Annotated in this window: 22 protein-coding genes and 1 riboswitch; of the genes, 8 read left to right on the top strand and 14 right to left on the bottom strand. The window is 62.8% G+C overall.

Translation table 11 applies throughout. The features are described from left to right. Positions 1–30: 30 nt before the first annotated feature. On the top strand, positions 31–1,767 hold the full coding sequence (locus DKW65_RS12710) for an alkyl sulfatase dimerization domain-containing protein (RefSeq protein WP_162925863.1): 1,737 nt from the start codon (positions 31–33) through the stop codon (positions 1,765–1,767). Here the strand turns inward: DKW65_RS12710 and DKW65_RS12715 are convergent. From DKW65_RS12715 to DKW65_RS12755, 9 genes are all read right to left on the bottom strand, one after another. Then, positions 1,742–2,623 carry an esterase/lipase family protein gene (locus DKW65_RS12715; protein ID WP_111657792.1) on the bottom strand — a complete coding sequence of 294 codons (882 nt, stop codon included), beginning with the start codon at positions 2,621–2,623 and terminating at the stop codon, positions 1,742–1,744. The genes DKW65_RS12710 and DKW65_RS12715 overlap by 26 nt on opposite strands. Before the next feature lie 18 nt (positions 2,624–2,641). Next, a complete protein-coding gene (locus tag DKW65_RS12720; protein ID WP_111657793.1) occupies positions 2,642–3,799 on the bottom strand; it encodes an alpha/beta hydrolase in 1,158 nt (385 codons plus the stop codon). Next, a complete protein-coding gene (locus DKW65_RS12725) occupies positions 3,796–4,410 on the bottom strand; it encodes a VOC family protein (RefSeq protein ID WP_111657794.1) in 615 nt (204 codons plus the stop codon). The genes DKW65_RS12720 and DKW65_RS12725 overlap by 4 nt, the downstream gene beginning before the upstream one ends. 114 nt (positions 4,411–4,524) lie before the next feature. Next, complete coding sequence (gene uca / locus DKW65_RS12730) at positions 4,525–8,142, bottom strand: urea carboxylase (RefSeq protein ID WP_111657795.1); 3,618 nt, start codon at positions 8,140–8,142, stop codon at positions 4,525–4,527. A 76-nt stretch (positions 8,143–8,218) separates the two neighbouring features. Then, on the bottom strand, positions 8,219–8,860 hold the full coding sequence (locus DKW65_RS12735; RefSeq protein WP_111657938.1) for an urea amidolyase associated protein UAAP2: 642 nt from the start codon (positions 8,858–8,860) through the stop codon (positions 8,219–8,221). Then, positions 8,844–9,605, bottom strand: a complete 762-nt coding sequence (locus DKW65_RS12740) for an urea amidolyase associated protein UAAP1 (protein ID WP_111657796.1) — start codon at positions 9,603–9,605, stop codon at positions 8,844–8,846. Before DKW65_RS12740 ends, DKW65_RS12735 begins: the two co-directional genes overlap by 17 nt. 23 nt (positions 9,606–9,628) lie before the next feature. Beyond that, positions 9,629–10,411: an ABC transporter ATP-binding protein gene (locus DKW65_RS12745; protein WP_211315803.1), complete on the bottom strand. Its 783-nt coding sequence runs from the start codon at positions 10,409–10,411 to the stop codon at positions 9,629–9,631. Between the two features lie 21 nt (positions 10,412–10,432). Next, on the bottom strand, positions 10,433–11,251 hold the full coding sequence (locus tag DKW65_RS12750; protein WP_111657797.1) for an ABC transporter permease: 819 nt from the start codon (positions 11,249–11,251) through the stop codon (positions 10,433–10,435). Between the two features lie 5 nt (positions 11,252–11,256). After that, a complete protein-coding gene (locus DKW65_RS12755) occupies positions 11,257–12,312 on the bottom strand; it encodes a putative urea ABC transporter substrate-binding protein (protein ID WP_111657798.1) in 1,056 nt (351 codons plus the stop codon). Between the two features lie 61 nt (positions 12,313–12,373). Next, a riboswitch (guanidine-I (ykkC/yxkD leader) is annotated at positions 12,374–12,473 on the bottom strand. A gap of 278 nt (positions 12,474–12,751) precedes the next feature. On the opposite strand from DKW65_RS12755, the gene DKW65_RS12760 reads away from it, so the two are divergent. Both DKW65_RS12760 and DKW65_RS12765 read left to right on the top strand, forming a co-directional pair. Further along, entirely contained in the window at positions 12,752–13,675 is a 924-nt protein-coding gene (locus tag DKW65_RS12760) for a hydroxymethylglutaryl-CoA lyase (RefSeq protein ID WP_111657799.1), read from the top strand. An 81-nt stretch (positions 13,676–13,756) separates the two neighbouring features. Continuing rightward, entirely contained in the window at positions 13,757–14,596 is an 840-nt protein-coding gene (locus tag DKW65_RS12765) for a helix-turn-helix domain-containing protein (RefSeq protein ID WP_111657800.1), read from the top strand. On the opposite strand, the gene DKW65_RS12770 is transcribed toward DKW65_RS12765, so the two are convergent. From DKW65_RS12770 to DKW65_RS12785, 4 genes are all read right to left on the bottom strand, one after another. Further along, a complete protein-coding gene (locus DKW65_RS12770; RefSeq protein WP_162925864.1) occupies positions 14,593–14,883 on the bottom strand; it encodes a hypothetical protein in 291 nt (96 codons plus the stop codon). The two genes, DKW65_RS12765 and DKW65_RS12770, sit on opposite strands and share 4 nt — an antisense overlap. A 130-nt stretch (positions 14,884–15,013) precedes the next feature. Next, the gene (locus DKW65_RS12775; protein WP_111657802.1) at positions 15,014–15,400 is read right to left on the bottom strand and encodes a VanZ family protein; all 387 of its coding nucleotides are present in this window, start codon (positions 15,398–15,400) and stop codon (positions 15,014–15,016) included. A gap of 20 nt (positions 15,401–15,420) precedes the next feature. Continuing rightward, positions 15,421–17,301: an MFS transporter gene (locus tag DKW65_RS12780; RefSeq protein ID WP_111657803.1), complete on the bottom strand. Its 1,881-nt coding sequence runs from the start codon at positions 17,299–17,301 to the stop codon at positions 15,421–15,423. Continuing rightward, on the bottom strand, positions 17,298–17,903 hold the full coding sequence (locus tag DKW65_RS12785) for a TetR/AcrR family transcriptional regulator (protein WP_111657804.1): 606 nt from the start codon (positions 17,901–17,903) through the stop codon (positions 17,298–17,300). Before DKW65_RS12785 ends, DKW65_RS12780 begins: the two co-directional genes overlap by 4 nt. Positions 17,904–18,109: 206 nt before the next feature. On the opposite strand from DKW65_RS12785, the gene DKW65_RS12790 reads away from it, so the two are divergent. Next, entirely contained in the window at positions 18,110–18,802 is a 693-nt protein-coding gene (locus DKW65_RS12790; RefSeq protein WP_111657805.1) for a DUF4197 domain-containing protein, read from the top strand. Positions 18,803–18,826: 24 nt separating this feature from the next. Here DKW65_RS12790 and DKW65_RS12795 read toward each other — a convergent pair whose 3' ends face one another. Beyond that, positions 18,827–19,432, bottom strand: coding sequence for a DNA-3-methyladenine glycosylase I (locus DKW65_RS12795; protein WP_111657806.1), 606 nt, complete (start codon positions 19,430–19,432; stop codon positions 18,827–18,829). 131 nt (positions 19,433–19,563) lie between these two features. Here DKW65_RS12795 and glyQ point away from each other — a divergent pair, with 131 nt between their 5' ends. The 4 genes from glyQ (at position 19,564) to DKW65_RS12815 (ending at position 23,883) form a co-directional block, all read left to right on the top strand. Then, positions 19,564–20,562 carry a glycine--tRNA ligase subunit alpha gene (glyQ, locus tag DKW65_RS12800; protein ID WP_111657807.1) on the top strand — a complete coding sequence of 333 codons (999 nt, stop codon included), beginning with the start codon at positions 19,564–19,566 and terminating at the stop codon, positions 20,560–20,562. Between the two features lie 12 nt (positions 20,563–20,574). Next, a complete protein-coding gene (gene glyS / locus DKW65_RS12805; protein WP_111657808.1) occupies positions 20,575–22,653 on the top strand; it encodes a glycine--tRNA ligase subunit beta in 2,079 nt (692 codons plus the stop codon). 53 nt (positions 22,654–22,706) lie between these two features. Beyond that, on the top strand, positions 22,707–23,468 hold the full coding sequence (locus DKW65_RS12810; protein ID WP_111657809.1) for a lysophospholipid acyltransferase family protein: 762 nt from the start codon (positions 22,707–22,709) through the stop codon (positions 23,466–23,468). A gap of 82 nt (positions 23,469–23,550) precedes the next feature. Further along, entirely contained in the window at positions 23,551–23,883 is a 333-nt protein-coding gene (locus DKW65_RS12815) for an H-NS histone family protein (RefSeq protein ID WP_111657810.1), read from the top strand. The last annotated feature ends 22 nt before the right edge of the window (positions 23,884–23,905 follow it).

Here is a 23,905-nt window from a genome sequence, read left to right on the forward strand (position 1 = left end):
TACAAGAATACCGGGATCAGGAGCCCTTGCATGCGCCGCCTTCATTTCTTTTCCACAACGCTGCTTTGTACCCTGCTGTTACTGAGCGGCTGCGACCGCCCCACAGAGCGAACCGCGCCGCCGGCCGCCAGCCCCGAGCAGCTGCTCTCCCATGGGGAGGAATTCCGCGAGGACGTGATTGAGGTGACCGATGGCGTGCATGTGGCGGTCGGATTCGGCATTGCCAACAGCATCATGATCGAGGGCGATGACGGGGTTATCATCGTTGACACCATGGAATCCCTGCAGGCGGCCGAGCGCGTTGCCGAACGCTTCCGCGCCATCACCGACAAGCCGGTCAAGGCGCTGATCTACACCCATTCGCACCCCGACCATATCTTCGGTGCGGCGGCTTTCATTACCCCTGGCCACACGCCGCAGGTCTATGCCCACGACACCCTGATGCAGGAAGCCGACAAGATATTCAGCGTGCTGCAGCCCGTAATCACCCGGCGTTCGCTGCATATGTACGGCAACCTGCTGCCGGACGAAGAGCGCACCAATGTGGGCATCGGGCCGTTTGTCGCCATGGATGACGATGCCGGCATTGAAATGTTGCGGCCAACGCACACCTTCCGCGACAGCCTGGACATAGAAGTGGCCGGTGTGGCCATCAGCCTGCACCACATGCCCGGCGAAACCGATGACCAGATCATGGTGTGGCTGCCGGAAAAACGGGTGATGATGCCGGGGGACAACTTCTACAAGGCATTTCCCAATCTCTACACCATTCGCGGCACCAGCTTCCGCGATCCGAAACAATGGGCCGACAGCCTGGATCGCATGCGCCGCTTCGATGCCGAACATCTGGTGCCCGGCCACAGCCGCCCGATCTCCGGGGCAGAAGCCATCCGCCAACACCTTACGGATTACCGAGATGCCATCCGTTATGTGCATGACCAGACCATCCGCATGATGAATGCAGGGCTGACGCCCGACGAGATAGCGCCGCAACTGCAATTGCCGCCGCACCTGGCCGCTTCGCCGTATCTGCAATTCTTTTATGGCAAACCGGAGTGGGCGGCACGGATGATTTTCCAGGGACAACTGGGCTGGTTTGATGGCAACCCCAGCAACCTGCACCCGACGCCACCGGACGAAAAGGCCACACGACTGACCGCGCTGATCGGCGGCGAAACACGACTGGCCGAGGCGGTGAGCGACGCTGCGGAGGCTGGCGACCACCAGTGGGTGCTGGAGCTCACGGACACCCTGCTGCGCGTGGCGCCGGATCATGCCGAGGGGCGCGAAGCGCGCATCCGGGCACTGCGCGCGCTGGCAGCGCAGGAAATCAATCCCAATGCCCGCCACTGGTACCTGACCCACGCGGCAGAACTGGCGGGCGAGATCACCGTGCCCGAGCGCATCTTCACGCCGGGCGATGAGATGCTGGCCGGCATTCCGCTACGCGCCTATTTCAACGGCATGGCCGTGGCGCTGGACGGCAACGCCGCCATGGACCTGCATCAGTTCACGGTGTTCGAATTTACCGATCTGAAGGAAGCCTGGACGCTGGAAGTCCGGCGCGGTGTCACGGAGCTTCATGAAGGCGCGCGGGACGATGCCGACCTGCATGTGCGCGTAGACAGTTTGCGCTTCCGCCAGCTGCTGGCCGGGGAGCGCAATCCCGCCGTGGCACTGGCGCGGGACTACGATTTTGTTACCGGAGGCCGTGTTCGTCTGGCGCGCTTCCTGCGCCTGTTCAATCCGGAGATCGAGACGGAGTAGCCTCAGCAGGGCCCTCTCGCAAGCAGCTCTCCACCTGGGCCAGAACCTGGTTGCTGTACAGCAGTGTACAGTGGCCGTGGTAGGGCACATGGATATTCTGCGCCTCACCACCCAGCACGGCGGTGGACGAAGGCAACACAAAGTTGTCGAAATTCGAATAGATGGAATAGAAGGTCGCCCCGCCGGGTGTTGGTCCGGCGGTCTCTTCCAGTTCCTGGATAAAGGCGCTGCGATAGCGCATCTGCGCCGCCGCCCCCATGGCCGGGAACAGGTTGGCAATGCTGGAGCCACGATGCGGCGACCCCAGGGAAATCACCTTTTCTACCTTGCCGGCCAGACCCAGGTGCTGTAACGCATAACGGGTCAGCGGCCCGCCCATGCTGTGGCAGATCAGGTACGCCTTGTCGGCGCCGGTTGCGGCCAGGATGCGATCAACATGGTCGGCCACCTGTTGTGCGAGCTTTCGGGCATTCAGGGTGGGCGGGGTATAGCTGACAGCATACACATTGTCCCAGCCGCGCCGCTTCAGGCGCCATTGCATGAGCAGAAAGTTGGCGCTGTCGCCGCCGTAGCCATGCACCAGAATGATCGGTGGCTCGCCACGCTTGCGTGTGCGCACCGGCGACGCATCGTGGAGCAGACGCAAGGGGTAGGTGACCACCAGAAAGGTGATGGCGGCCCACTCCACCAGAATGCCCAGCATGCCAGGCAACACCTTTACGGGTGTTTCACCGGGCACCTTCGCTTCCTCAGGGCGGGTGCGGCGCTCGTAGTACCAGATGGCGTAGAACGCCAGCGTCTGCAGGCCGGTGACGGTGAACAACAACGTCAGCAGCAGCGTGATCAGATCCATCATCGGCAGGGTTCCCCGGTATCAGCCGAAGTCGTGGGCGCGCAGCCAGGCATCACAGCGCGCGACGGCCTGTGCCAGCTTGTCCGGCTGGCCGAAGTAATAGTGGTTGGCCCCGGCGACTTCATGCAACTGTTTGTTGTCATGGCCGATGGCCGCGAACAGCCGATGGGTGTGCGACGGCGTGCAGGCATCATCCGCGCCGTTGCCGATCACCAGCACCGGCACACTCAACCGGGCCGCGCAGGTCAGCCCGTTGGCGTTGCTCAGGTCATAGCTCCACTGGCTCAACCAGCCGCGCAATGTGTTGAAGCGCGCCAACGCCACCGGGCCGTTGTTGACCTGGCGGGGTTCGCCCAGATAGCACCAGTTCGGGCGTCGTTCGTTGGCGTCCTGTGTGGGGTCGAGCCAGCGCACATCGCACATGGTGCGGTGCGTGATGAAGGCAAATTCTTCCTGATGCCAACCGTCGGCGCGCAATGCGGCCAGCCGATCCTGCACCCAGTGGGTGATGCGGCGGTTGCGCGCAATCTGCGCAGCGCGGAAGCGCTGCACAAAGGCATCGTCGTAGGGCGGCTGGGCGGGGCAGTCCGGGCTGTAGATATCCAGTGCCGGATCGCGCTGTGACGGATCACGCTCATCCAGCACCGACGGGTCCAGCCATTCGGTCAAGGTACCTGCGCGGGAAATATGCGCCGCGAGCAGCATGACACCGTCTGCAAGAATCAGGCCGCGCGCCACCAGATCACAGGGATCGCCCGCTGGCGTGTGCGTGATGCGCGGGTCTTCGGCTTCGGCCTGATAGAACAGGCTCAGCGAGCCACCGCCGGACCAGCCCGCCAGCACCACCTTTTTATAGCCCAGGCGTTCGCGGGCATCGCGGATACATTCACCCAGATCCGCCACCACCTTTTCCATGATCAGCGCACTGTCGACACCGCGATAGCGGCTGTTGCAATAAATCACGTGATGCCCGGCGCGGGCCATGGCCGAGACCATGGGCAGGTAAGCGCCACCGCCAATGGGATGCATGAACACGATCACGGTGTCACTGGCACGCTCGGGCTTGAGCAGGTGTGCCTCCAGCGCCACATGATTCATCGGCCCGGCATAGGTGTCCTTGAAGTCGTTCTGTTCGGCAAAGCTGATCAGGTAAGGAATCCGTGTATAGCCGCTGCTCATGAACCCGCCTTCATCTTGCTGAAATCGGCCTTGCTGGTGTCGATGCCGCGCATATCCAGCGCGTCAGCACCGCAGGCCGCCTCTTTGCGGGCGCGGGTTTTTTCGGTCCAGGCCCGCAGCACCTCGTGGGCCTGCGCGCGGTCGTGCGCGACAAATTCGTCATAGCTTTTATCACGAATGGTGATTTCCACCTGGATGCCGTTGGGGTCGTACATATAGATGGAGTGCAGCAGCTCGTGATCAATGGGCCCGAAGCAGGGCCGCCCGGCCTGGTTGATGCGCTTGCGCCAGGCTTTCAGTTCTTCGACCGTGTCCACTTCAAACGCCAGATGCAGATCGAAACCATGCTTCGGGCGGAACAGGCTTTCATCCACGTCGTCGGGGGCGTCAAAGAAGGCGATGAAGTTGCCGTCTTCCATCTGGAAGAACAGATGCATGTAATCCACGGGCCGACCGCTACCAGGTTCCTTGTCGAAGACCATCGCCAATGTCAGCGGCAGGCCGAGAATGTCCTCGTAGAACCAGCGCGTCTGCTCGGCATCGCGGCAGCGGAATGCCATGTGGTGAATATGTTTGAGCGGACGCAGTCCGCCTGTCGCTGATCCATCCATATCCCTGCTCCGGTATAAGCCTGATCTTCCCGAGTCTAGGAAGCCCGGCGGCCGCTCACAAGGACATAACTGTTCAGCGGCCGACGCACCGCCGATCAGGAAACAGTTTCTTTGTTATTGGCTACTTTCCAGCACCATCATGACCTGCCCCGCACTGACCGGATCGCTGGCGGCCCGTGCCAGATGGATGACCCGGCCTGCTTCCGGCGCCGTGACCTCGATCTCCATCTTCATGGATTCAAGGATCGCCACCACCTGACCGGCGCTGACCTGATCGCCCTCACTGACCATCAACTTCCAGACACTGCCTGCGGCGGGGGACTCCACCGGCACACCCTCTGGCAGCGTCTCTTCTTCCGGGGCCGACACGTTCTGCTCCGGGGAAAAGTGGATCTGCCCACTGGCGTGCCAGCGCGCCAGTTCTTCCTCGAAGGCAGCATCACGGGCTCGAGTAAAGTCAGCAATGCTGTCCGCGTTATCGAGCAGGAAGTGTTCGTACTCCTGCAACGAGAAGCGCGTTTCCTCGATGCGCAGCGGATAGTCACCCCGGGGGAATAGCCGCCGGATATGTTCCAGCTCCTCTGCACTGACTTCATAAAAGCGAATCTGGTCGAAGAAGCGCAGCAGGTAAGGCTCGGTAAATTCTTTCGTGCGGTGATAGCGATTCCACATCTGCAAAGTGCGGCCGACAAACTGATAGCCACCCGGGCCCTCCATGCCATACACGCAGAGATAGGCACCGCCAATACCCACGGAATTTTCCGCCGTCCAGGTGCGCGCTGGGTTGTACTTGGTGGTCACCAGACGATGGCGCGGGTCCAGGGGCGTGGCCACGGGCGCACCCAGGTAGACGTCTCCCAGGCCCATCACCACATAGCGCGCGTCAAAGACAATGCGCTTGACCTCGTCAATGCTGGCGAGCCCGTTGATGCGGCGGATAAATTCGATATTGCTCGGGCACCAGGGCGCATCGCGGCGCACCGACTGCATGTATTTTTCAATCGCCGTGCGGCAAGCCGCATCGTCCCAGGACAAGGGCAGCCAGACCACGCGCGCAGGCACCTCGACATCCGCCTGGTCACGCAGGTGATGCTCGACTTCTTCCAGCACACTGAGCAGCGTGCGACGCGGCAGACGACGCGGATCAAAATGGATCTGCAGGGACCGAATCCCCGGCGTCAGTTCCAGCACACCGTCGAGCGCCTGCTCCTGAAGCCACAGCATCAACGCATGGGCACGGAACCGCAGCCGCACATCCAGCATTTGCGGGCCGTACTCCACCAGCAGATAACGGTCGCCCGCGCTGCGATAAACCACCTCGACACCGGCCTGGTCGGCGCTGAGCCGTTTCAGCACCGCGTCTTCGGGCCGGGCTGCGGGCACCGGCACGGACCAGGGGGCCTCGCACGGCTCGCTATCCTGCGTTTCAAACCAGCGGTCCTGTGCCAGCGCGAGCTGGTCGGCATGGTCCAGCGAGATGCATTCGAAACGCAGGGTGTCGCCCGCCTTCAGTTGCCCCAGCTTCCAGCGGTCGGCACGAATCACCGTCACCGGGCACACGAACCCACCCAGTGATGGCCCGTCTGGCCCGAGGATCACCGGCATGTCGCCGGTGAAATCCACCGTGCCCACGGCATAGGCATTGTCGTGAATATTGGAAGGGTGCATGCCGGCTTCGCCGCCGTCGCGGCGGGCCCAGTCCGGCTTCGGGCCAATAAGGCGAATACCGGTGCGGCTGGAGTTGTAATGCACCTGCCAGGTGCTGGAAAAGAAGGTGTCGATATCCTGACGTGTGAAAAAATCCGGCGCGCCATGGGGACCATAGGTGACCCGCAGGGTGTGGTAATCCGGCAACCGCTCCGGCGCGGCCAGCGCTGTGTCCGGGGCTGCCACCGTGTGGGCGGCCGCAGACAAATGCAGCACATCTCCGGCACGCAACGCCCGGCCACCGTGACCGCCGAACTGGCCCAGGGTAAAGGTACTGCGCGAACCCAGGTAGGGCGTGCATTGAATCCCGCCGGCCACCGCCACATAGGTGCGTGCGCCCGCGCCGCTGACCTTGCCCAGCTTGAGGGTCTGCCCGGCAACCACCGCCACAGGCTGGCCGGTCGGCACGGTGTCACCGTCCAGCGTGGCGCCCATGTCGGCGCCAGTCAGCGCGATCGTAGTATCGATATTGAAGCGCAGCGTTGGCCCGTTCAGGGTGCACTCCAGCGCAGCACAATCCGGCGCGTTGCCCAGCAAACGGTTGGCCAGACGGAAGCTGACATCATCAAACGGGCCGGATGGCGGAATGCCCACCGGCCAGTAACCCCTGCGCCCGGGAAAATCCTGCACCGTGGTCAGGGTTCCGCCCGATATCACGTCCAGCGTGCACGGTTGCCAGGGCAGGTGATCGAGACTGCGCGTGGTCATGGTGCCTTGCTGGAAGTCGGCATCGGCAATCAGGGCACGCAGGTAGCCGCAGTTGGTCTCGATGCCTTCGAGTACTGTATCCGCCAGCGCGCTCTCCAGCGCGGCACAGGCCGCCGCGCGGGTGTCGGCATGCACGATCACCTTGGCCAGCATCGGATCAAACAGGGCGGGCACCTCGAGTCCGGCCTCCACCCAGTGGTCCACCCGCACCGCAACACCATCCGCCGGAGGAAAAGCCACCGTGGTGAGCAGCCCGGCGCACGGGCGGAAATCCTTGTTCGGATCTTCGGCATACACCCGCGCCTGTATCGCATGCCCGCGCGGGGTCAGTCCGGCCGCCAGCGTGTCCAGCGGCGGCAGGGTTCCCGCCGCCAGCTGCACCATCCAGGCCACCAGGTCCACGCCGTATACCTGCTCGGTCACGCCGTGTTCCACCTGCAGTCGCGTGTTCACTTCAAGAAAATAGAACGCGTGGGTGTCCTGATCGACGATGAACTCCACCGTGCCCGCATTGCGATATTGCACCGCCTCCATCAGCCGCCGGGCGGTGGCGTGCAAAGTCTGGCGCACGTCATCGGGCAGGTTCGGCGCCGGGGTTTCTTCCACCACTTTCTGGTGGCGCCGCTGGGCCGAGCAGTCGCGCTCGCCCAGCGCCAGCGCCTGGCCGCAGCCATCACCAAAGATCTGTACTTCGATATGCCGGGCGCGGGCGATGTATTTCTCCAGAAATACACCGTCATTGGAAAAATTGTTGGCACTCAGGCGCTTCACCGTATCCCAGGCGCGCAACAGCGCGTGGCGATCCGCACACACCTGCATGCCAATGCCGCCGCCCCCCGCGGTGCTCTTCAACATCACCGGGTAACCAATGTCGTCGGCGGCAGCGAGCGCGGCGTCCACACTGTCGAGCAGGCCGGTGCCCGGCAGCAGGGGCACTCCGGCCTGCGTGGCAATATCGCGGGCCGTATGCTTGAGGCCGAAATCCCGCATCTGCGCCGGCGTGGGCCCGATAAAGGCAATACCTTCACGCTCGCATCGCTCGACAAACGCGGGGTTTTCACTCAGGAAACCGTAACCGGGGTGTACGGCATCCACGCCGGTTTCGCGCATGATCGCGAACAGGGCGTCCTGATCCAGATAGGTGTCTGCGGCGCCACCGGCGCCCAGTGGCCAGCGCTCATCGGCCTGGCGCACATGCAATGAATCGGCATCGGCGTCGGCATACACCGCTACCGAGGTGACGCCCATTTCCCTGAGCGTACGAATAACGCGGCAGGCAATGGCGCCGCGATTGGCAATCATGACTTTTCGGAACATCGCGCTACCCGGGTGGGCCGTCCCACGGTGTCTGCTTCCCGACAGGGTCGTCCCTGCGGTGCGGTTGATCGGCGTGTCAGTGATCCCACACGGCCAGTTCCACAGGCGTGGGGTTATAGCCGTTACAGGGGTTGTTCAGTTGCGGGCAATTGGACATCAACACAATCACATCCATGCGCGCGGTCAGTTCCACATATTTGCCCGGGGCGGAAATACCATCGGCAAACTGAAGTCCACCGTCAGCGGTGATCGGCACGTTCATGAAGAAATTGATGTTGTGGGTGATGTCGCGCTTGTCGAGCCCGTATTCTTCATGCTCGGCAATCGCCAGCATCCAGCTGTCGCGACAGGAATGCATGCAGCGCCGGGCCAGATCGTAGCGTACGGTGTTGCTCTCCGACGCACAGGCACCGCCCACGGTGTCGTGTCGCCCGCAGGTGTCCGCCACCACATCCAGCATCGGGTTGCCACGGCTGGAGATCAGCACGCTGCCGGCGCCCAGATACACGTTGCCCTGCTGGCAGATCGTATCGGTGGCGCTGTACCGCTCTGCCGGGTCGGCGGCGTTGTAGAACAGCGTGTCGGCGGCCTGGTTCCCTTCCAGGTCGGTGATGCGCAGTGTCTCGCCCGCGCGCAAGATGCCGATATAGTAATCTCCCGCGTCCACCACCTGGCGCTCACGCGCCTGACTCAGCGTACGTTCACTTTCCCGAATCATGCTGACCTCCATCGACAAGAAAGGATGGCCGCGCATCCTGGTAATAGAGTCGGTTATTTTCCAGCGCGCGGCGATTTTCCGGGCGATGGTTCAGACACACATCGCCATCGCTGATCGGGTCCCCGGTCAGCAACTGCACCTGTACCCGACGACGCGGATATTCGCTGGCCCGGTTCAGTGGGTGCGGGCAGCTATGCAGCAGCACCAGGGCGTCCATGTCGAAACGCAATGTCACCTGCGCGCCCGCCTGGCAGGCGCTGTCGTCGTAGTGCAGTTTCCCGTTGTCATCGCTGATGACCTTGCTGAAAAAATTCACGTTGGCGGCCATGTCGCGCTCGCCCAGACCATACTTGCCCAGCTCCACCAGAAAGCTTTCCTCGCCGGACAGGGTCCAGCCGTTGCGGTGCGTCTGGTAGCTGTGGTGGCCATACTGTTCACGGCACTGGCGCTTGCTCAGGTTGCCGCAAACGGTGTCATGCCAGCCGTGGCTGTCTTCAATGATGGAGGCCATGCTGCGCCCCATGTCGGAATAGAGGCAATTGCCCAGGCCGAGTCGGAACGTGTGCTGGGCCTTGAGGGTATCCGGTGCGTTGTAGCGCTCCAGCAGATTTTCCGGGTTGTAACACAGCATGCCGACATTGGCGCCACCCGCCACGTCGGTGAGCCGCAGCAGATTGCCGCGACGCATGCGCAACGACCAGTGATGGCCGCCGGGCATGGTGTATTCGTACAACAAGGCGTTCATAACGTCTCCCTGATCATGGTGATTCAATGACCCAGCACGCGGGCGGTGTCGGCCAGCTGCGCGTTCAGTGACGCCAGCGGCGGCGATGTTTTTTCCACCGGCAGGTCATAGGTGATGCGAGCGCCATAAGCCCCGGGGGCCTGCACATCCAGTCGCGTCTTGTCGAACACCCACAGACGCGTACCCAACAGAAAGCCTTCTTCCAGATCGTGGGTAATCATGAACACGGTCAGCTTCTGGCTGCGCCACAGCGACAGCACCAGCTCATGCATGTCACGACGGATACCCGGATCAAGCGCGCCGAACGGTTCATCCAGCAACAGGATGCGCGGTCGCTTGATCAGTGCCTGCGCCAGGGCCAGCCGCTGCTGCATGCCACCGGACAGTTCATGCGGGTACTTGTCCGTGGCGTCGGCCAGGCCCACCTGCTCCAGCATCTGCCGTGCTTCCTCGCGCAAGGCCTGACGCTGCGCGCCGAAGGCGATGCCGAGAAAGCGGTTGGCCGCCAACTCGCCAGCGAGCATCACATTGCGCTCCACCGTCAGGTGCGGCATCACCGAATAGCGCTGGAAAACAATGCCCCGCGAGCCGTCGGGCTCGCCCGGGATGGTCGAACCGTCCAGCAGCAGATGGCCCCGTGTGGCCTGCTCGGTGCCCAGCAGCATCTTCAGAAAGGTGGTCTTGCCACACCCGGATGCACCCACGATGGTGACGAATTCTCCTTCCTCGACGCGCACGTTCAGGCGCTCCAGCACTACTTCCCTGCCGTACTCCTTCCAGACATTTTTCAGTTCGATAATCGGCATGGTCATCTTCTGTTCAAAGGTTCAGCGCTGCATGGCATGGAACCAGGGGTAGCGCCATCGGGAGAATCGCCGCAAGGCGATGTCGATCAGGAACGCGAGCAGGGTGATCCAGACGACATAGGGCAGGATCACATCCATCGACAGGTAGCGACGCACCAGGAAGATCCGGTAACCCAGTCCCTCCGTGGCAGCAATGGCCTCCGCCGCAATCAGGAACAGCCAGGCCGGACCCAGCGACAGGCGCACGGCGCTGATCAGGCGCGGCATCAGCTGCGGCAGGATCAATCGCAGGATGATCTGCCAGGTATTGGCGCCCAGTGTCTGCAACTTGATGATCTGCTCATCCGGAATTTCCAGCGCACGCCCCTGCAATTCCCGAATGATGAACGGGGTGATCCCGATCAGGATCAGCATCACCTTCGACAGTTCATCCAGACCAAAGGCGATAAACAGGATCGGCAACAGCGCCATCGGCGGCACCAGCGACAAGCCGGTCACCAGCGGCGACAGTGTTGCCCGGATGTAAGGCACGGCACCGTTTGCCACACCAAACACGAGCCCCACCAGCGCGGCCAGCCCGACACCGATACCCAGCCGTTGCAGGCTGGCGCGGGTGTCGGCCCACAACACGTACTCACCGGTGCGCCGGTTCGGTTCGAACGCCAGCCGTTCGATGGATTCCGCCATGGTGCTGAAGGCGGGCAGCAGGCGATCGTCCGGGTTCTCCGCCAACCGCGCCCCCGATGCCGACAGGTACAGCAGCAGGAGCAGTGCGAAGGGCAACAGCCCCAGCAGTACAGCGGTCAGCTTCGAGGGTTGGCGGTTGATGAGCTTTTTCATCGTCGTTACAGCTCGCCGTCGGCCGCCATTTTCATGAAGGCCGGATCAAAACGCAGACGGATATTGCCAGCGTTGCCGAACACCCCGGCGGGCGTTTCAATGCCGACAAAACCAGCGCTCGGAGCGCCGTCACCCAGCAGGCCATGGTTGAACGAGAATTCCGCGACCCGCTCCATGGTGCTGAGCAGATCGTCACTCAGGGTGAAATCAACGGCGTCCGCAGCGGCATAGAACATGCGCGTGCTGTTCAGTTGCGCCTCATAACCGGCGCGATCCGTCCCGGACGCCTCGGCCATCATGTCGCGAGCATTGCGCGCCGCGTCATCATCGCCCTGCATGCGCGCCATGATCTCGTACCAGGCGCCGGTCAGCGCCTTGCCAAACGCCGGGTAGTCTTTCAGCACCTGCGTATCGACCACCATCAGGTCGATGATCTCACCGGGAATCTTCGAGGAATCGAACACCAGGTTCGCGTTGGGCATGTCCAGGATGGTGCTCAGCAGTGGGCTCCAGGTGGCCACCGCCTGTACCCGCGGTGTCGCAAACACGGACACCAGATCGGCATCGGAGGTGTTCACCACGGTGATATCCCGCTCGGTCATTCCCACCGTTTCCAGGCCGCGTGCCAGCATGTAATGCGATACCGACAACTCGACCAGATTGACGCGCTTGCCCTTGATGTCCGCCAGCGTGCTGGAGCCCTTGAGCACCACGCCGTCGTTGCCATCCGAGAAGTCGCCGACGATCAGAGCGGTGGAGTCCTTGCCACTGGCCGCCGGAATCGTCAGGGCGTCCATGTTCGTCATGGTGCAGCCGTCATAGCGGCCGGCGGTGTATTGATTGATGGATTCGATGTAGTCGTTGATCTGCACGACGTCGATCTCGATGTCGTACTTGTCCGCCCATTTCTTGATGATGCCGGCGTCATCGCCATAGCCCCAGGGCATCCAGCCGACGTAAATCGACCAGCAGACACTGAACTGGGTACGGGCCAGCGCGGAGCCGGGGAACAGGGTGAGACTGAGCAGGAACAGGCAACATGCTGTGACAGAGCGCTTCATGGTCTACCTCCGGGTTACCAGGATCGTCGGTGAGGAATCAGCTGACATGTGCCAGTGATTGACCTCCCGGGCTTTTATCCCGCCGTGTAACCTTGAATAAGGTCGACCGCTCTCGGACCAGGCATCAGCTGACGCTGACCGGAACCCTAGCTGTCCATTTGCCAAATTGTCGGGGTGAGGCGCTACGTCCTCTGACTCCTCGATGAAGATCACCTGCAAGGACGGTGCCAGCCTGCCAAGTCACTGATTCAAGGCGATTGCCAGCGCCCCGGCGAAGCTGGAGGGCGCCCGGCTGCGCCATGGTGGTGCGGATAACGCACCGCGTCAGGGCAGCACACCGGATGCAAAGCCTGCCCGGCGGTGGCAGACTTGATCGCCAGACGCCACTCTCGCCAGGGGCGGCCCGCAGCGACAATACCCAACCGGTAACGAGCACACCATGAGCGACCAGATCATCATCAACGAAGTGGGCCTGCGCGACGGCCTGCAGAACCAGCCGAAGCATGTCAGCACCGATGACAAGGCGCGCATGGCCGAGGCGCTGGTCGCCGCCGGGGTACGCTATCTGGAGCCGGTCAGTTTTGTGCATCCGAAGGCCGTGCCGCAGATGGCCGACGCCGCCGCCCTGACAGACCGGCTGCCGCAGCGCGATGATCTGCATTACACGGCGCTGGTACCGAATCTGCGCGGCTATGAGATGGCGCGCGACAAGGGCTACCCGACGGTGGGGCTGGTGTTGTCGACAACGGATTCCTTCAACCAGCGCAATCTGAACATGACGCTGGAACAAGCCATCGCCAGCTGCGAGACGATCATCGCGGCCGCGCGCCGCGACGGCGTGGCGACCCGCACCTATATCTCCGGGGCGTTTGCCTGCCCCTACGACGGCCTGACCCCTGTGGACGTGACGTTGCGCCTGACCGAACGCATGATCGACGCGGGCAGTGACGAAATCGCCATTGCCGACACCATCGGCGGCGGCACCCCGGCCCAGATGAAGCAGATCATGGCGCCGTTGATCCAGCAATACGGCGCCGACCGCTTCTATGTGCATTTGCACGACACCCGGGGCCTGGCCAGCGCCATGGCCTGGGTCGCCTGTGACCTGGGCGTGCGCCGCTTCGATGCGTCGGTAGGTGGCCTCGGCGGCTGCCCGTTCGCGCCCGGTGCCACCGGCAATGTGGCCACTGAAGATCTGGTTTATCTGTTCGAGGCGTCGGGGCTGAAGACCGGCATCAGCATCGACAGACTGCGCGAGGTAGTGGCGATTGCCGAGCAGGCCACGGCGCGAGCACTGGGCGGTCGCATTCTCACCTGGATGGCATCACAGGAAGCCCGTGGCAAGACCGCCTGCCTCCCTTGAGGCCGTACCCGGCGGACAAGGACTGGCGCACTGGCAGGTCAAGGCGTACGCTGCTTTTTTTGGCTTGTCCGGTGAACACACATGTTCCATACCTTCAGAGTGCCCGGGGCACCCCTGTCGCGGTACATCAGTGCGCTATGGATATCCTCGTCCGCCACGTTGCCCCATCAGCGGGAGCGATTGCTGCCCGACGGCAGCATCAATCTGGTCATTCCGCTGACCGACCACCCTCCGACCCTGTATGCCGGCCCGCACGGGACCGAGCGCCATCGCTTCAGCGGCCCCCTGGTATGCGGCATTCATACCCACGACATCACCATTGATACTGCAACCCAGCAACATGTCATGGGGGTGATGTTCCAGCCCGGTGGCAGCCTGCCCTTTTTTGGTATTTCATCGCGCCTGCTGCACAACAGCGCGCTGGCCCTGGATGACCTGTGGGGGCAGGACGGTATCGACATGTATCATCAGTTGCGTGGTGCCGCGAACGATGCCTCGCGCTTCCGTATCCTGGAGCAGTGCCTGCAGCGCCGCCTGCTGACGACCCCGCACCCGGTGGTGAACGCTGCGGTGAACCGGCTGACACTGCAGCCCGGTCAACGGATCTCACCGCTTGCCGACGAGCTCGGCCTGAGCCAGCGCCGCTTCCAGCAGGTCTTTACCGACGCCGTGGGCGTTCCCCCCAAGGTGTTTGCCCGGCTGCAGCGCCTGCGGCTGCTGCTTTGCCATACCGCCAATGCCACCACGGCGGACTGGTCCGCGCTGGCACTGGAGGTGGGCTACTACGATCAGGCCCATCTGATTCGCGAATTCAGAGCCCTGACCAACATGACGCCGGAAGCCTTTCTGCGCAGCGAACGGCGCCTGCTCAATCACCTGCCTGTGGCGAGCAGTGCATCAGCCACGATCCACGCCGCCTAACCCCCCAGCCGTTGCAGCGTCAGCTCGATCTCCCGCAAGCGCTGCTGCTTGCGCTGGCGCACGGCGGCGGACATGCGGCCACGGGCCAGATCACGCTGCAAACCTTCACGCTCGATTTCAAGCTGGCGGCGGCGAGCACGCTCGCTGAAACTCAGGCCGTTCGTGTCTCCCACCAGGGCCAGCAAAGGGCCAGGCCAACGGGGTTCAGACACACTGGAAAGCGTTTGCGGGGAGCCGGGAGAGGGCAGGGCCGGTGCCGTCAGCATCAGCCCGATCAGTAACATCACGGGGCGCATCCTTGCCTCCTTGGGCGACATCAGGGAAGGCCCATTGAAGCGCAACCGGGGCAGGGCGTCTGTCAGCCATCACGTGTCAGGCCTGTAGGCCGATGCCACCGGAATCTGCAGGAAAACAGCCTCAGTCGCGACGGGTCAGGTAGCGCCACAGGGGCACGGCCAGCAGCACCCCTGTCAGGGCCCCTGCGCCATTGGCCACCATGTCCCACCAGTCGAAACTGCGCGTGGCCGCAAACGACTGCGCGACCTCGATGGCGGCGCCGCAGGTAAACGCCACCAGCCACACCAGCCAGGCGGGCAGGCGCGGCCAGCCCTGGCTGAGCAGCCAGGCCAGTGCCATATAGCCGATAAAGTGCCCGACCTTGTCGTTGACGTACCGTGCGCCAATGCGCAACAGATCATCCGCAGGCCAGAGGCTCATGATCCACAAGGCGATGGCACACAGGATCGCCAGAATCCGCCACACCGGCATGCCACGCAGAAATGGCCGCGCTGAATTGTCCTGCATCCCTGTACTCCTTTCCTGCGTCAGGCGCGCGATCCGCGCAGCGTCAATACCGCATCCCGTAATCCCTCCGCGCTCACCGACTCGGGTGCCTGCGGCGTACCGGCCACCAGCGCCACCCGGGCGCGCAACCGGCGCGGCAACTTGCTCAGCGCCTTGCCATCCTTGTGGCTGAAGGTGCTGCCCCACAGCCCCTGCAATGCCATGGGCACCACCGGCACCGGGTTGCGCGCCAGGATCTTGCCAATGCCGGCACGAAACTCACCAACATCGCCATCCGGGGTCAGGCGCCCCTCCGGGAAGATGCACACCACCTGACCATCATCCAGCTCCTGCGCCACGCGCTCGAAAGCCGCCTCATAGATGGCCGGATTGCGCGACTTGCTGTCCACGGGAATGGTCTTGCCGGTGCGGAAAACGTAATTGAGCAGGGGCATGTCATAGATCTGCTTCTGCATCACGAACCGCACCGGCCGCTGCACCGATCCGGCGATCAGCAGGGCATCCACATAACTCACATGATTACAGACCAGCACGCAAGGACCTTGTTCCGGAATCTGATCGAGGCCTTCACGTTTTACGCGGTACATCACCTTGGTCAGCATCCAGATGATGAAGCGCATCATGAACTCCGGCACGATGCTGTAGACGACAGCGGCCACCACCAGGTTCGCCAGCGCCAGGATCAGGAAGAAACCGGGAATGCTGATGCCCAGCACGCCAACCACCACGATACCGGCAATAGCGGAAAGCACCATCAGCAAGGCATTGAGAATGTTGCAGGCGGCGATGACCCGGGCCAGATGCGAGCTGCGCGTGCGTTGCTGAATAAATGAGAACAGCGGCACGATATAGAAGCCGCCGAAGACACCGATACCGAACAGGTCCGCGATGATGCGCAACCCGGCCGGGTCGGACAGGAACGCCGCCACCGTCACCGGGCCGTCATTGGCGGCCATACCCTGATAGGAAAAGAACAGGTCGATGCTGAACAGCGACAAACCCAGAGAACCGATCGGCACCAGGCCCAGCTCCACTTTCTTGCCCGACAGCTTTTCGCACAGCACCGAGCCGACACCGATGGCGATGGAGAAGGTGGCCAGCAGCAGGGCATAGACCATCTCCGTGCCCTGGATATAGTCGTCCACATAGACCTTGAGCTGGGTGGTGTAGGCCGCACCGAGGAACCAGAACCAGGAAATCGCCAGCACCGAATACCAGACCGATTTCACTTCGCGCGCGTAACCGATAATGCGCGCGGTTTCGCTGAAGATATTCCAGTTCAGTTTCAGACCCGGATCCGCCGGCGGTGCGGCGGGAATCTGCCGCGCCGCCAGCCAGCCGAGCACGGCAATGGTGATGACACCCGCGGGCGCCCACCATTGCCCGGCGCCTTCCATGTTCAGCACGATACCGGAAATCGAACCCAGCAGAATGGCCACATAGGTGCCCTGTTGCACCAGGGCATTACCGGCCACCAGTTCCGTGTTCTTGAGGTGTTGCGGCATGATCGAATACTTGAGCGGGCCGAAGCAGGTGGACTGAAAGCCCATGCAGAACAGCAGCGCCAGCAGGAACCAGAGCGAGTTGAAATAGAAACCGATGGCGGCCATCAGCATGATCGCCACCTCCGCCAGCTTGATGCGGCGGATCAGCAAGGCCTTGTCGTACTTGTCGGCAAACTGGCCTGCCAGTGCCGAGAACAGAAAGAACGGCAGGATGAACAGCAGCAGGCCGATATTGTTGAGGGTATTCGGGGCCACCGTGGTGGCCACGACACCGGACGTGATCAACAGGATCAGGGCCTGACGATAGACATTGTCGTTGAAGGCCCCCAGAAACTGGGTGGCGAAGTAGGGCGCAAAGCGGCGTTGACCCAGCAGAGACAGCAAACCTTCCTTCATGATGTTTCCCCCCTCGCCCAACTGGCCAGGTAATGATGTATCAGTGAATCCAGCATGGCGGCGGGGTCCACATCCCCGGCCACATCGAGCTTGTCTTCCACCGCCAGCACACAGACACCGTGCACGCTGCTCCACAGCGTGCGAGCGGCGACATGCACCGCGTCAGTATCGCGCCCGGGGCACAGGCGTGCCATCTGCGCTTCCACGCGCGAAAACAGCGCCGCCGTGCGCTGACGGTACCAGTCCGGCACCGGCGCAGCACGTTGCATGCGGTGGCTGAAAACCATCTGCCACAGCGGCGCCTGCTCCTGCGCCAGGCCCAGGTACTGGTGCGCCATGGTCCGCAGGGCGTCCGCCGGGGGCAGGGCGGCCGCCCGGTCCATGGCGGCCAGCAGCAGCGCCAGGGTCTCGGCATTGGCATGCAGGATCAGCTCGTCCTGATTGGCGAACAGATGGTAGAGCATGCCGGGCGTATAGCCGATACGCTCGGCCACCTTGCGCACACTCAAGCGCGCCAGCCCCTGCTCGGCCACCAGTTCCCGTACGGCTTGCACCGCCAGGGCGCTGAGCGCTTCGCGGCTGTGCTGATTGCGGCGTGCCATCCCTCCTCCTTGCCCTCGCGTACTCGCGTACCGGGCCGCTATTGAACGATGTTCAGCATTCAACCTTTCTCCTGAACATCGTTCAATAGCGGCCTTGTTACCGAATATGTCCGCCCCCGTTCAACAACAGGGGCCCGCTTGCATTCGCTGGTGGGTTTTGTCGGCGCACTGGTCTAGGATTCCCCTCTGAATACTGGAGGATACCCATGATCATGAAACGCTTCATGCTGTTTGGCCTGGCCGTGTTGCTGGCAGGCTGTGCGCATATGGAAGGGATGCTGGGGAGCGATCAGCCCGGGCAGGATTCGATGGCCAGCGGCATCAAGCAGGCGCTGGAGCTGTCCAGCGTGCGCGCCTCCGACGCCCTGTCGCAGCCGGGTGCCTACGCCAATAACCCGGCGCTGCGCATCACCATGCCGGAACAGGCCAGCACCCTGACCAACACCATGCGCCAGTTCGGCATGGGCCGTTATGTGGACCGCGTGGAAAGCCTGATGAATCAGGGCGCCGAGCAGGCCGCCGCCGAAGCGAAAGAGCTGTTTGTCGGCGCCGTGCGCAACATGACCGTGACCGACGCGCTGGGCATTGTGCGCGGCGATGACACGGCCGCCACGCGCTACTTCCGTGATCAGACAGAAAGCAACCTGCGCCAACGCTACCAGCCGGTCATCCGCAGCAACCTGCAACAGGTGGGCTTCTACGACGAATACCGCACCATGCTGGATATCTACAACACCCTGCCAATTCGTAACCGGCCGAACCTGGACCTGGAAGACTATGTGCTGAACCAGAGCCTGGACGGCCTCTTCACCCGCGTGGCGGAGGAAGAAGCACTGATTCGCAACGACCCGCTGGGTCGCGGCAGCGCCCTGATCGGGCGTATTTTCCAGGGCAACTGAGCCGCGCGCCCAGACCGGCAAGGATCAGCCCCCGAGCTCGGCATGCCGGGGGCAACTCACCAGGTGGTCATTCACCAGACCCACCGCCTGCATATACGCATAGATGATGGTCGGGCCGACAAAGTTGAAGCCGCGCCGCTTCAGGTCCTTGCTGATCTGCTCGGCCAATGGCGTCACCGCCGGCACGGCTTTCATGCTGCGGAAGCGATTGATGATCGGTTCGCCGTCCACAAAATCCCACAGATAGCGGTGGAAACCGTCGAACTCCTCCTGCACCGCCAGAAACGCCTGCGCGTTGCGGATTGCTGAAGCCACTTTCAGCCGGTTGCGAACAATGCCCGGGTCCGCCAGCAGGCGCTGCACCTTGTTGTCGGTATAACGCGCCACCTTGCCGGGCTCGAACTGATCGAACACCTCACGGTAGCGCTCGCGCTTGCGCAGGACGGTGATCCAGCTGAGCCCGGCCTGGGCGCCTTCCAGTATCAGGAACTCGAACAGGGTGCGGTCATCGTGCACCGGCACGCCCCATTCATGATCGTGGTAGGCCTGGTAAAGCGGGTCATCACCGCACCAGGGGCAGCGCCGGGCTGTGGTGGCCAGGGGTGGGGTGGTCAGGGATGTGGCGGTCATGGGCGCTCCTTTGCCGACTGTACGCATGGCCAGTATGTTGCCATAGCGACACCCTCGGGGCCAGCGGTATCACCGGCCATGCCGGACCGGTATACTTGGCCGCTGTTTTTTCCATGCCAACAGGATGACTCATGGCGGCACCCGCATCAGCGGCCACCGGGCCGATCGACACCAGTACCTTTCAAGGGCTGATTCTGGCGTTGCAACAGTATTGGGCAGCCCAGGGCTGCGTGATCGTGCAACCGCTGGATATGGAAGTGGGCGCCGGGACCTTCCACCCGTCCACCTTCCTGCGCGCCATCGGCCCGGAAAACTGGAACAGCGCCTATGTGCAGCCGTCCCGGCGCCCCACCGACGGCCGCTACGGCGAGAACCCGAACCGCCTGCAGCACTACTACCAGTTCCAGGTGGTGCTGAAGCCGTCGCCGGACAATATCCAGGAGCTGTACCTGGGCTCACTGGAAATGCTCGGCTTCGACACCCGCGTGCATGACATCCGCTTTGTCGAAGACAACTGGGAGTCGCCAACACTGGGCGCCTGGGGTCTGGGCTGGGAAGTCTGGCTGAACGGCATGGAAGTCACCCAGTTCACCTATTTCCAGCAAGTGGGCGGTATCGACTGCTACCCGGTCACCGGCGAGATCACCTACGGCCTGGAACGGTTGGCCATGTACCTCCAGGGCGTGGATTCGGTCTACGACCTGGTCTGGTCCGACGGCCCCTTCGGCAAGGTGACCTATGGCGATGTGTTCCTGCAGAACGAGGTGGAGATGTCCACCTTCAACTTCGAACATGCCAATGTCGAGGCGCTGTTCGGCCAGTTCGATCTGTTCGAGGCCGAGAGCCAGAAGCTGATCGAAGCTGGTCTGCCACTGCCCGCTTACGAATACGTATTGAAAGCTTCGCACACCTTCAACCTGCTGGATGCGCGCAAGGCGATTTCCGTGACGGAACGCCAGCGCTTCATCCTGCGCGTGCGCGCACTGGCACGGGCGGTCGCCGAGGCCTATTTCGCAGCACGGCTGGCGCTCGGGTTTCCGATGGCAGATCCAGCCCTGCGCGACGAAGTGCTGGCACAGCGCGAACGCGATGCCAGCCAGGCATCATCCAGCAAAAAACGGAAAGCTTGAGGGGCCGGCTCCATGTCCACTGCCACACACCAGGATCTGCTGATCGAACTCGGCACCGAGGAATTGCCACCGACCTCTCTGAAGGCCTTGTCCGAGGCGTTTGCCAACGAGGTGCTGCGCCAGATCGACGACGCCGGGCTGGCGCACGGCGCCATGACGGTCTTTGCCTCGCCGCGTCGGCTGGCCTTCCGCATCGACGCGTTGCAAACCGCCCAGGCTGATCGCGACATCGAACGGCGCGGCCCGGCCCTGAAAGCAGCCTTCGACGGTGACGGCCAGCCCACCAAAGCCGCGCTGGGCTTCGCCAGTTCCGTCGGCCTGACGGTGGACCAACTGGACACCCAGGAAACCGACAAGGGCGCCTGGCTGGTGGCCCGGGTCACTGAACAGGGCAAGCCGGTGAGCGCCTTGCTGCCCGATTTCCTGGCGCAATCGGTGCAGCGGCTGCCGATTCCCAAGCGCATGCGCTGGGGAGCGCGCAAGGAACAGTTCGTGCGCCCGGTGCACTGGCTGGTGGCGCTGCTGGGCAACGAGGTCCTGCCGCTGTCACTGCTCGGCCTGACCGCTGGCCGGGACACCCGTGGGCACCGTTTCCACGCGCCCGCCCCGCTGACCCTGGCCACACCGGCCGAGTACGAACAGCGACTGGAACAAGACGGTTTCGTGATTGCCGATTTTGCCCGTCGCCGCGACATGGTGCGCGAGCAGGCCATCGCCGCTGGCACGCAAGCGGGCGGCCAGGCGCACATCGACACCGATCTGCTGGACGAAGTCACGGCGCTGGTGGAGTGGCCGGTGGCGCTGCTGGGTCACTTCGACGCTGATTTTCTGCGCGTACCGCAGGAAGCCCTGATCACGGCCATGCAGGAACACCAGAAGTATTTCCCGGTACTGGACCCGCAGGGCAAGCTGATGAATGCCTTCATCACGCTCAGCAATATCGACAGCAAGGACCGGCAGGCCGTGATCAGCGGCAACGAAAAAGTGATTCGCCCGCGCCTGGCGGACGCCGCCTTCTTCTATGACAACGATTGCCGCAAGACACTGGCCGAACACGCCGAGCCGCTGAAGCAGGTGGTGTTCCAGCAGCAGCTGGGCACCGTGCACGAAAAATGCGAACGCATCGGCCGACTGGCCGGCATCATCGCGACGCAGATCGGCGGCGATGCCGCGCTGGCAACCCAGGCCGGACGCCTGAGCAAAGCCGATCTGGCCACCGAGATGGTGTACGAGTTCGACACCATGCAAGGCATCATGGGCTATTACCTGGCGCGCCACGAAGGCCTGCCGGAAGAGCTGGCCCAGGCGCTGAACGAACAGTATCTGCCGCGCTTCGCCGGCGACGCACTGCCCGCCACCCGCACCGGCCAGGCCGTTGCCCTGGCCGACAAGCTGGACACCCTGGTGGGTATTTTCGGCATCGGCCAGAAGCCCACCGGCGACAAGGATCCTTACGCTTTACGCCGTGCAACCCTGGGTATTCTGCGTATCATCATCGAACAGCAACTGCCGCTGGATATCGTGGCACTGGTGAATGACGCGGCGGCGGGTTTCGGCACCCGAATTGACGCCACCACGACGGCGGATGCGCTGGAATTCATCAATGGTCGCTACCGGGCCATGTATCAGGATCACGGCATCGACACACAGGTGATCCTGTCGGTGCTCGCCGTAGCCCCGTCGCAACCGCTGGATTTCGATCGGCGCGTGCGTGCCGTGGCCGCGTTCCGTGCACGCCCCGAGGCCGCCGCCCTGGCCGCCGCCAACAAGCGCGTGGCCAATATCCTGGCCAAGCTGGATCAGGCACCCGGTGACGAGATCGACGGCGCGCTGCTGGAAGACGATGCCGAACAGGCGCTGGCCAACGCCGTGGTCGAGGCCTATGCGCGTACCGAGCCGCTGGTCGACGCTGGCGATTATGCCGCCATCCTCGCCCTGCTGGCAGAATTGCGCGCGCCGGTAGACGACTTTTTTGAGCACGTCATGGTGATGGCCGATGACGACGCTGTACGCAACAATCGGCTCGCGCTGTTGTCTTTCCTGAGGGACCTGTTCCTGCAGGTGGCCGACATTTCAGAACTGGGTGGCTGAAGCCAACAACACGTCTGCAACGCAGCCGCCCATCAGGACAGGAAAAAACGTCTATGGTGAGCTGGTCGGTGCGGCTGCGCAGTGTGTTGTTCTTTATCGCCTATAACCTGATCGGTATGGTGCACAGCCTTCTGTGCCTGGCGACGGCGCCTTTTCTCGATCACCGCCAGCGATTCCATTTCGTCAATCACTGGACGCGCGCCACCATGTGGCTGCTGCGCCATCTCAATGGCGTGCAGGTCGAGGTGCGTGGCCTGGACAATATTCCCGACAACGAACCCGTGGTGGTGGTGGCCAATCACCAGAGCCAGTGGGAAACCTTTTACCTGCAATTGCTTATTGCCCCGCAAAGCACCGTGCTGAAACGCGAGCTGCTGTGGGTGCCGTTCTTTGGCTGGGGCCTGGCCCTGCTGCGCCCCATCGCCATCAACCGGCGCGACCGCAACAACGCCCTGAAAGCCGTTCTGCGCCAGGGCAAGGCGAGGCTCGATGACGGCATCAGTGTTGTCATTTATCCGGAAGGGACACGTCAGCCCCCTGGCACCCTCGGCCAGTTCAGCGCCAGCGGCGCATTGCTGGCCAGCCTGGCGGGCCGCCGCCTGCTGCCGATAGTGCATAATGCCGGGCATTGCTGGCCGGCGCGCTCCATGATGCGTCACCCCGGTACCATTACCCTGGTTATCGGCCCGCCCATTGAAACCGAAGGGAAATCGGCCAAGCAGGTGAACGCCGAAGCCGAACGCTGGATTCGCCAGCAGGCGGCCGCCCTGCCGGGGGCAAAACCGTCAGTGAATGAAAAGCTGGCCATGCCCTGAGCATACTGGCGCTTTGCCATAATAATGGTAGAGTAGGCGCCGTTTCCCGCCGAAACGGCGTTAATTCAGGAAGGAAGTATTTATGAATATCAATCTCGCGCCTCTCTCCATCAAGGAGCTCGAGCAGCTGATTGCTGACGCCAACACCCTGATCGAACGGAAGAAAGCCGAATCCATCCGCAATGCCAAGGCTAAAGTGGAAAAGATTGCTGCCGACGCCGGTGTCTCCATTGAGGAACTGCTGGGCCTGACGACCGGCGCCAGCGGGGCAGGTGGCAAGGTGCGCAAACCGGCGGCCGTCAAGTTTCGTCATCCGCAAAACGAATCGCTGACCTGGACTGGCCGTGGCAAACGCCCGAACTGGCTGCAGGACGAACTGGCCAAAGGCGAGAAGCTGGAAGATTTCGCGATCTGACGTGATGCCGTTATCGGGCCGT

The organism is Isoalcanivorax indicus (genome assembly GCF_003259185.1).
GTDB classification, from domain to species: domain Bacteria; phylum Pseudomonadota; class Gammaproteobacteria; order Pseudomonadales; family Alcanivoracaceae; genus Isoalcanivorax; species Isoalcanivorax indicus.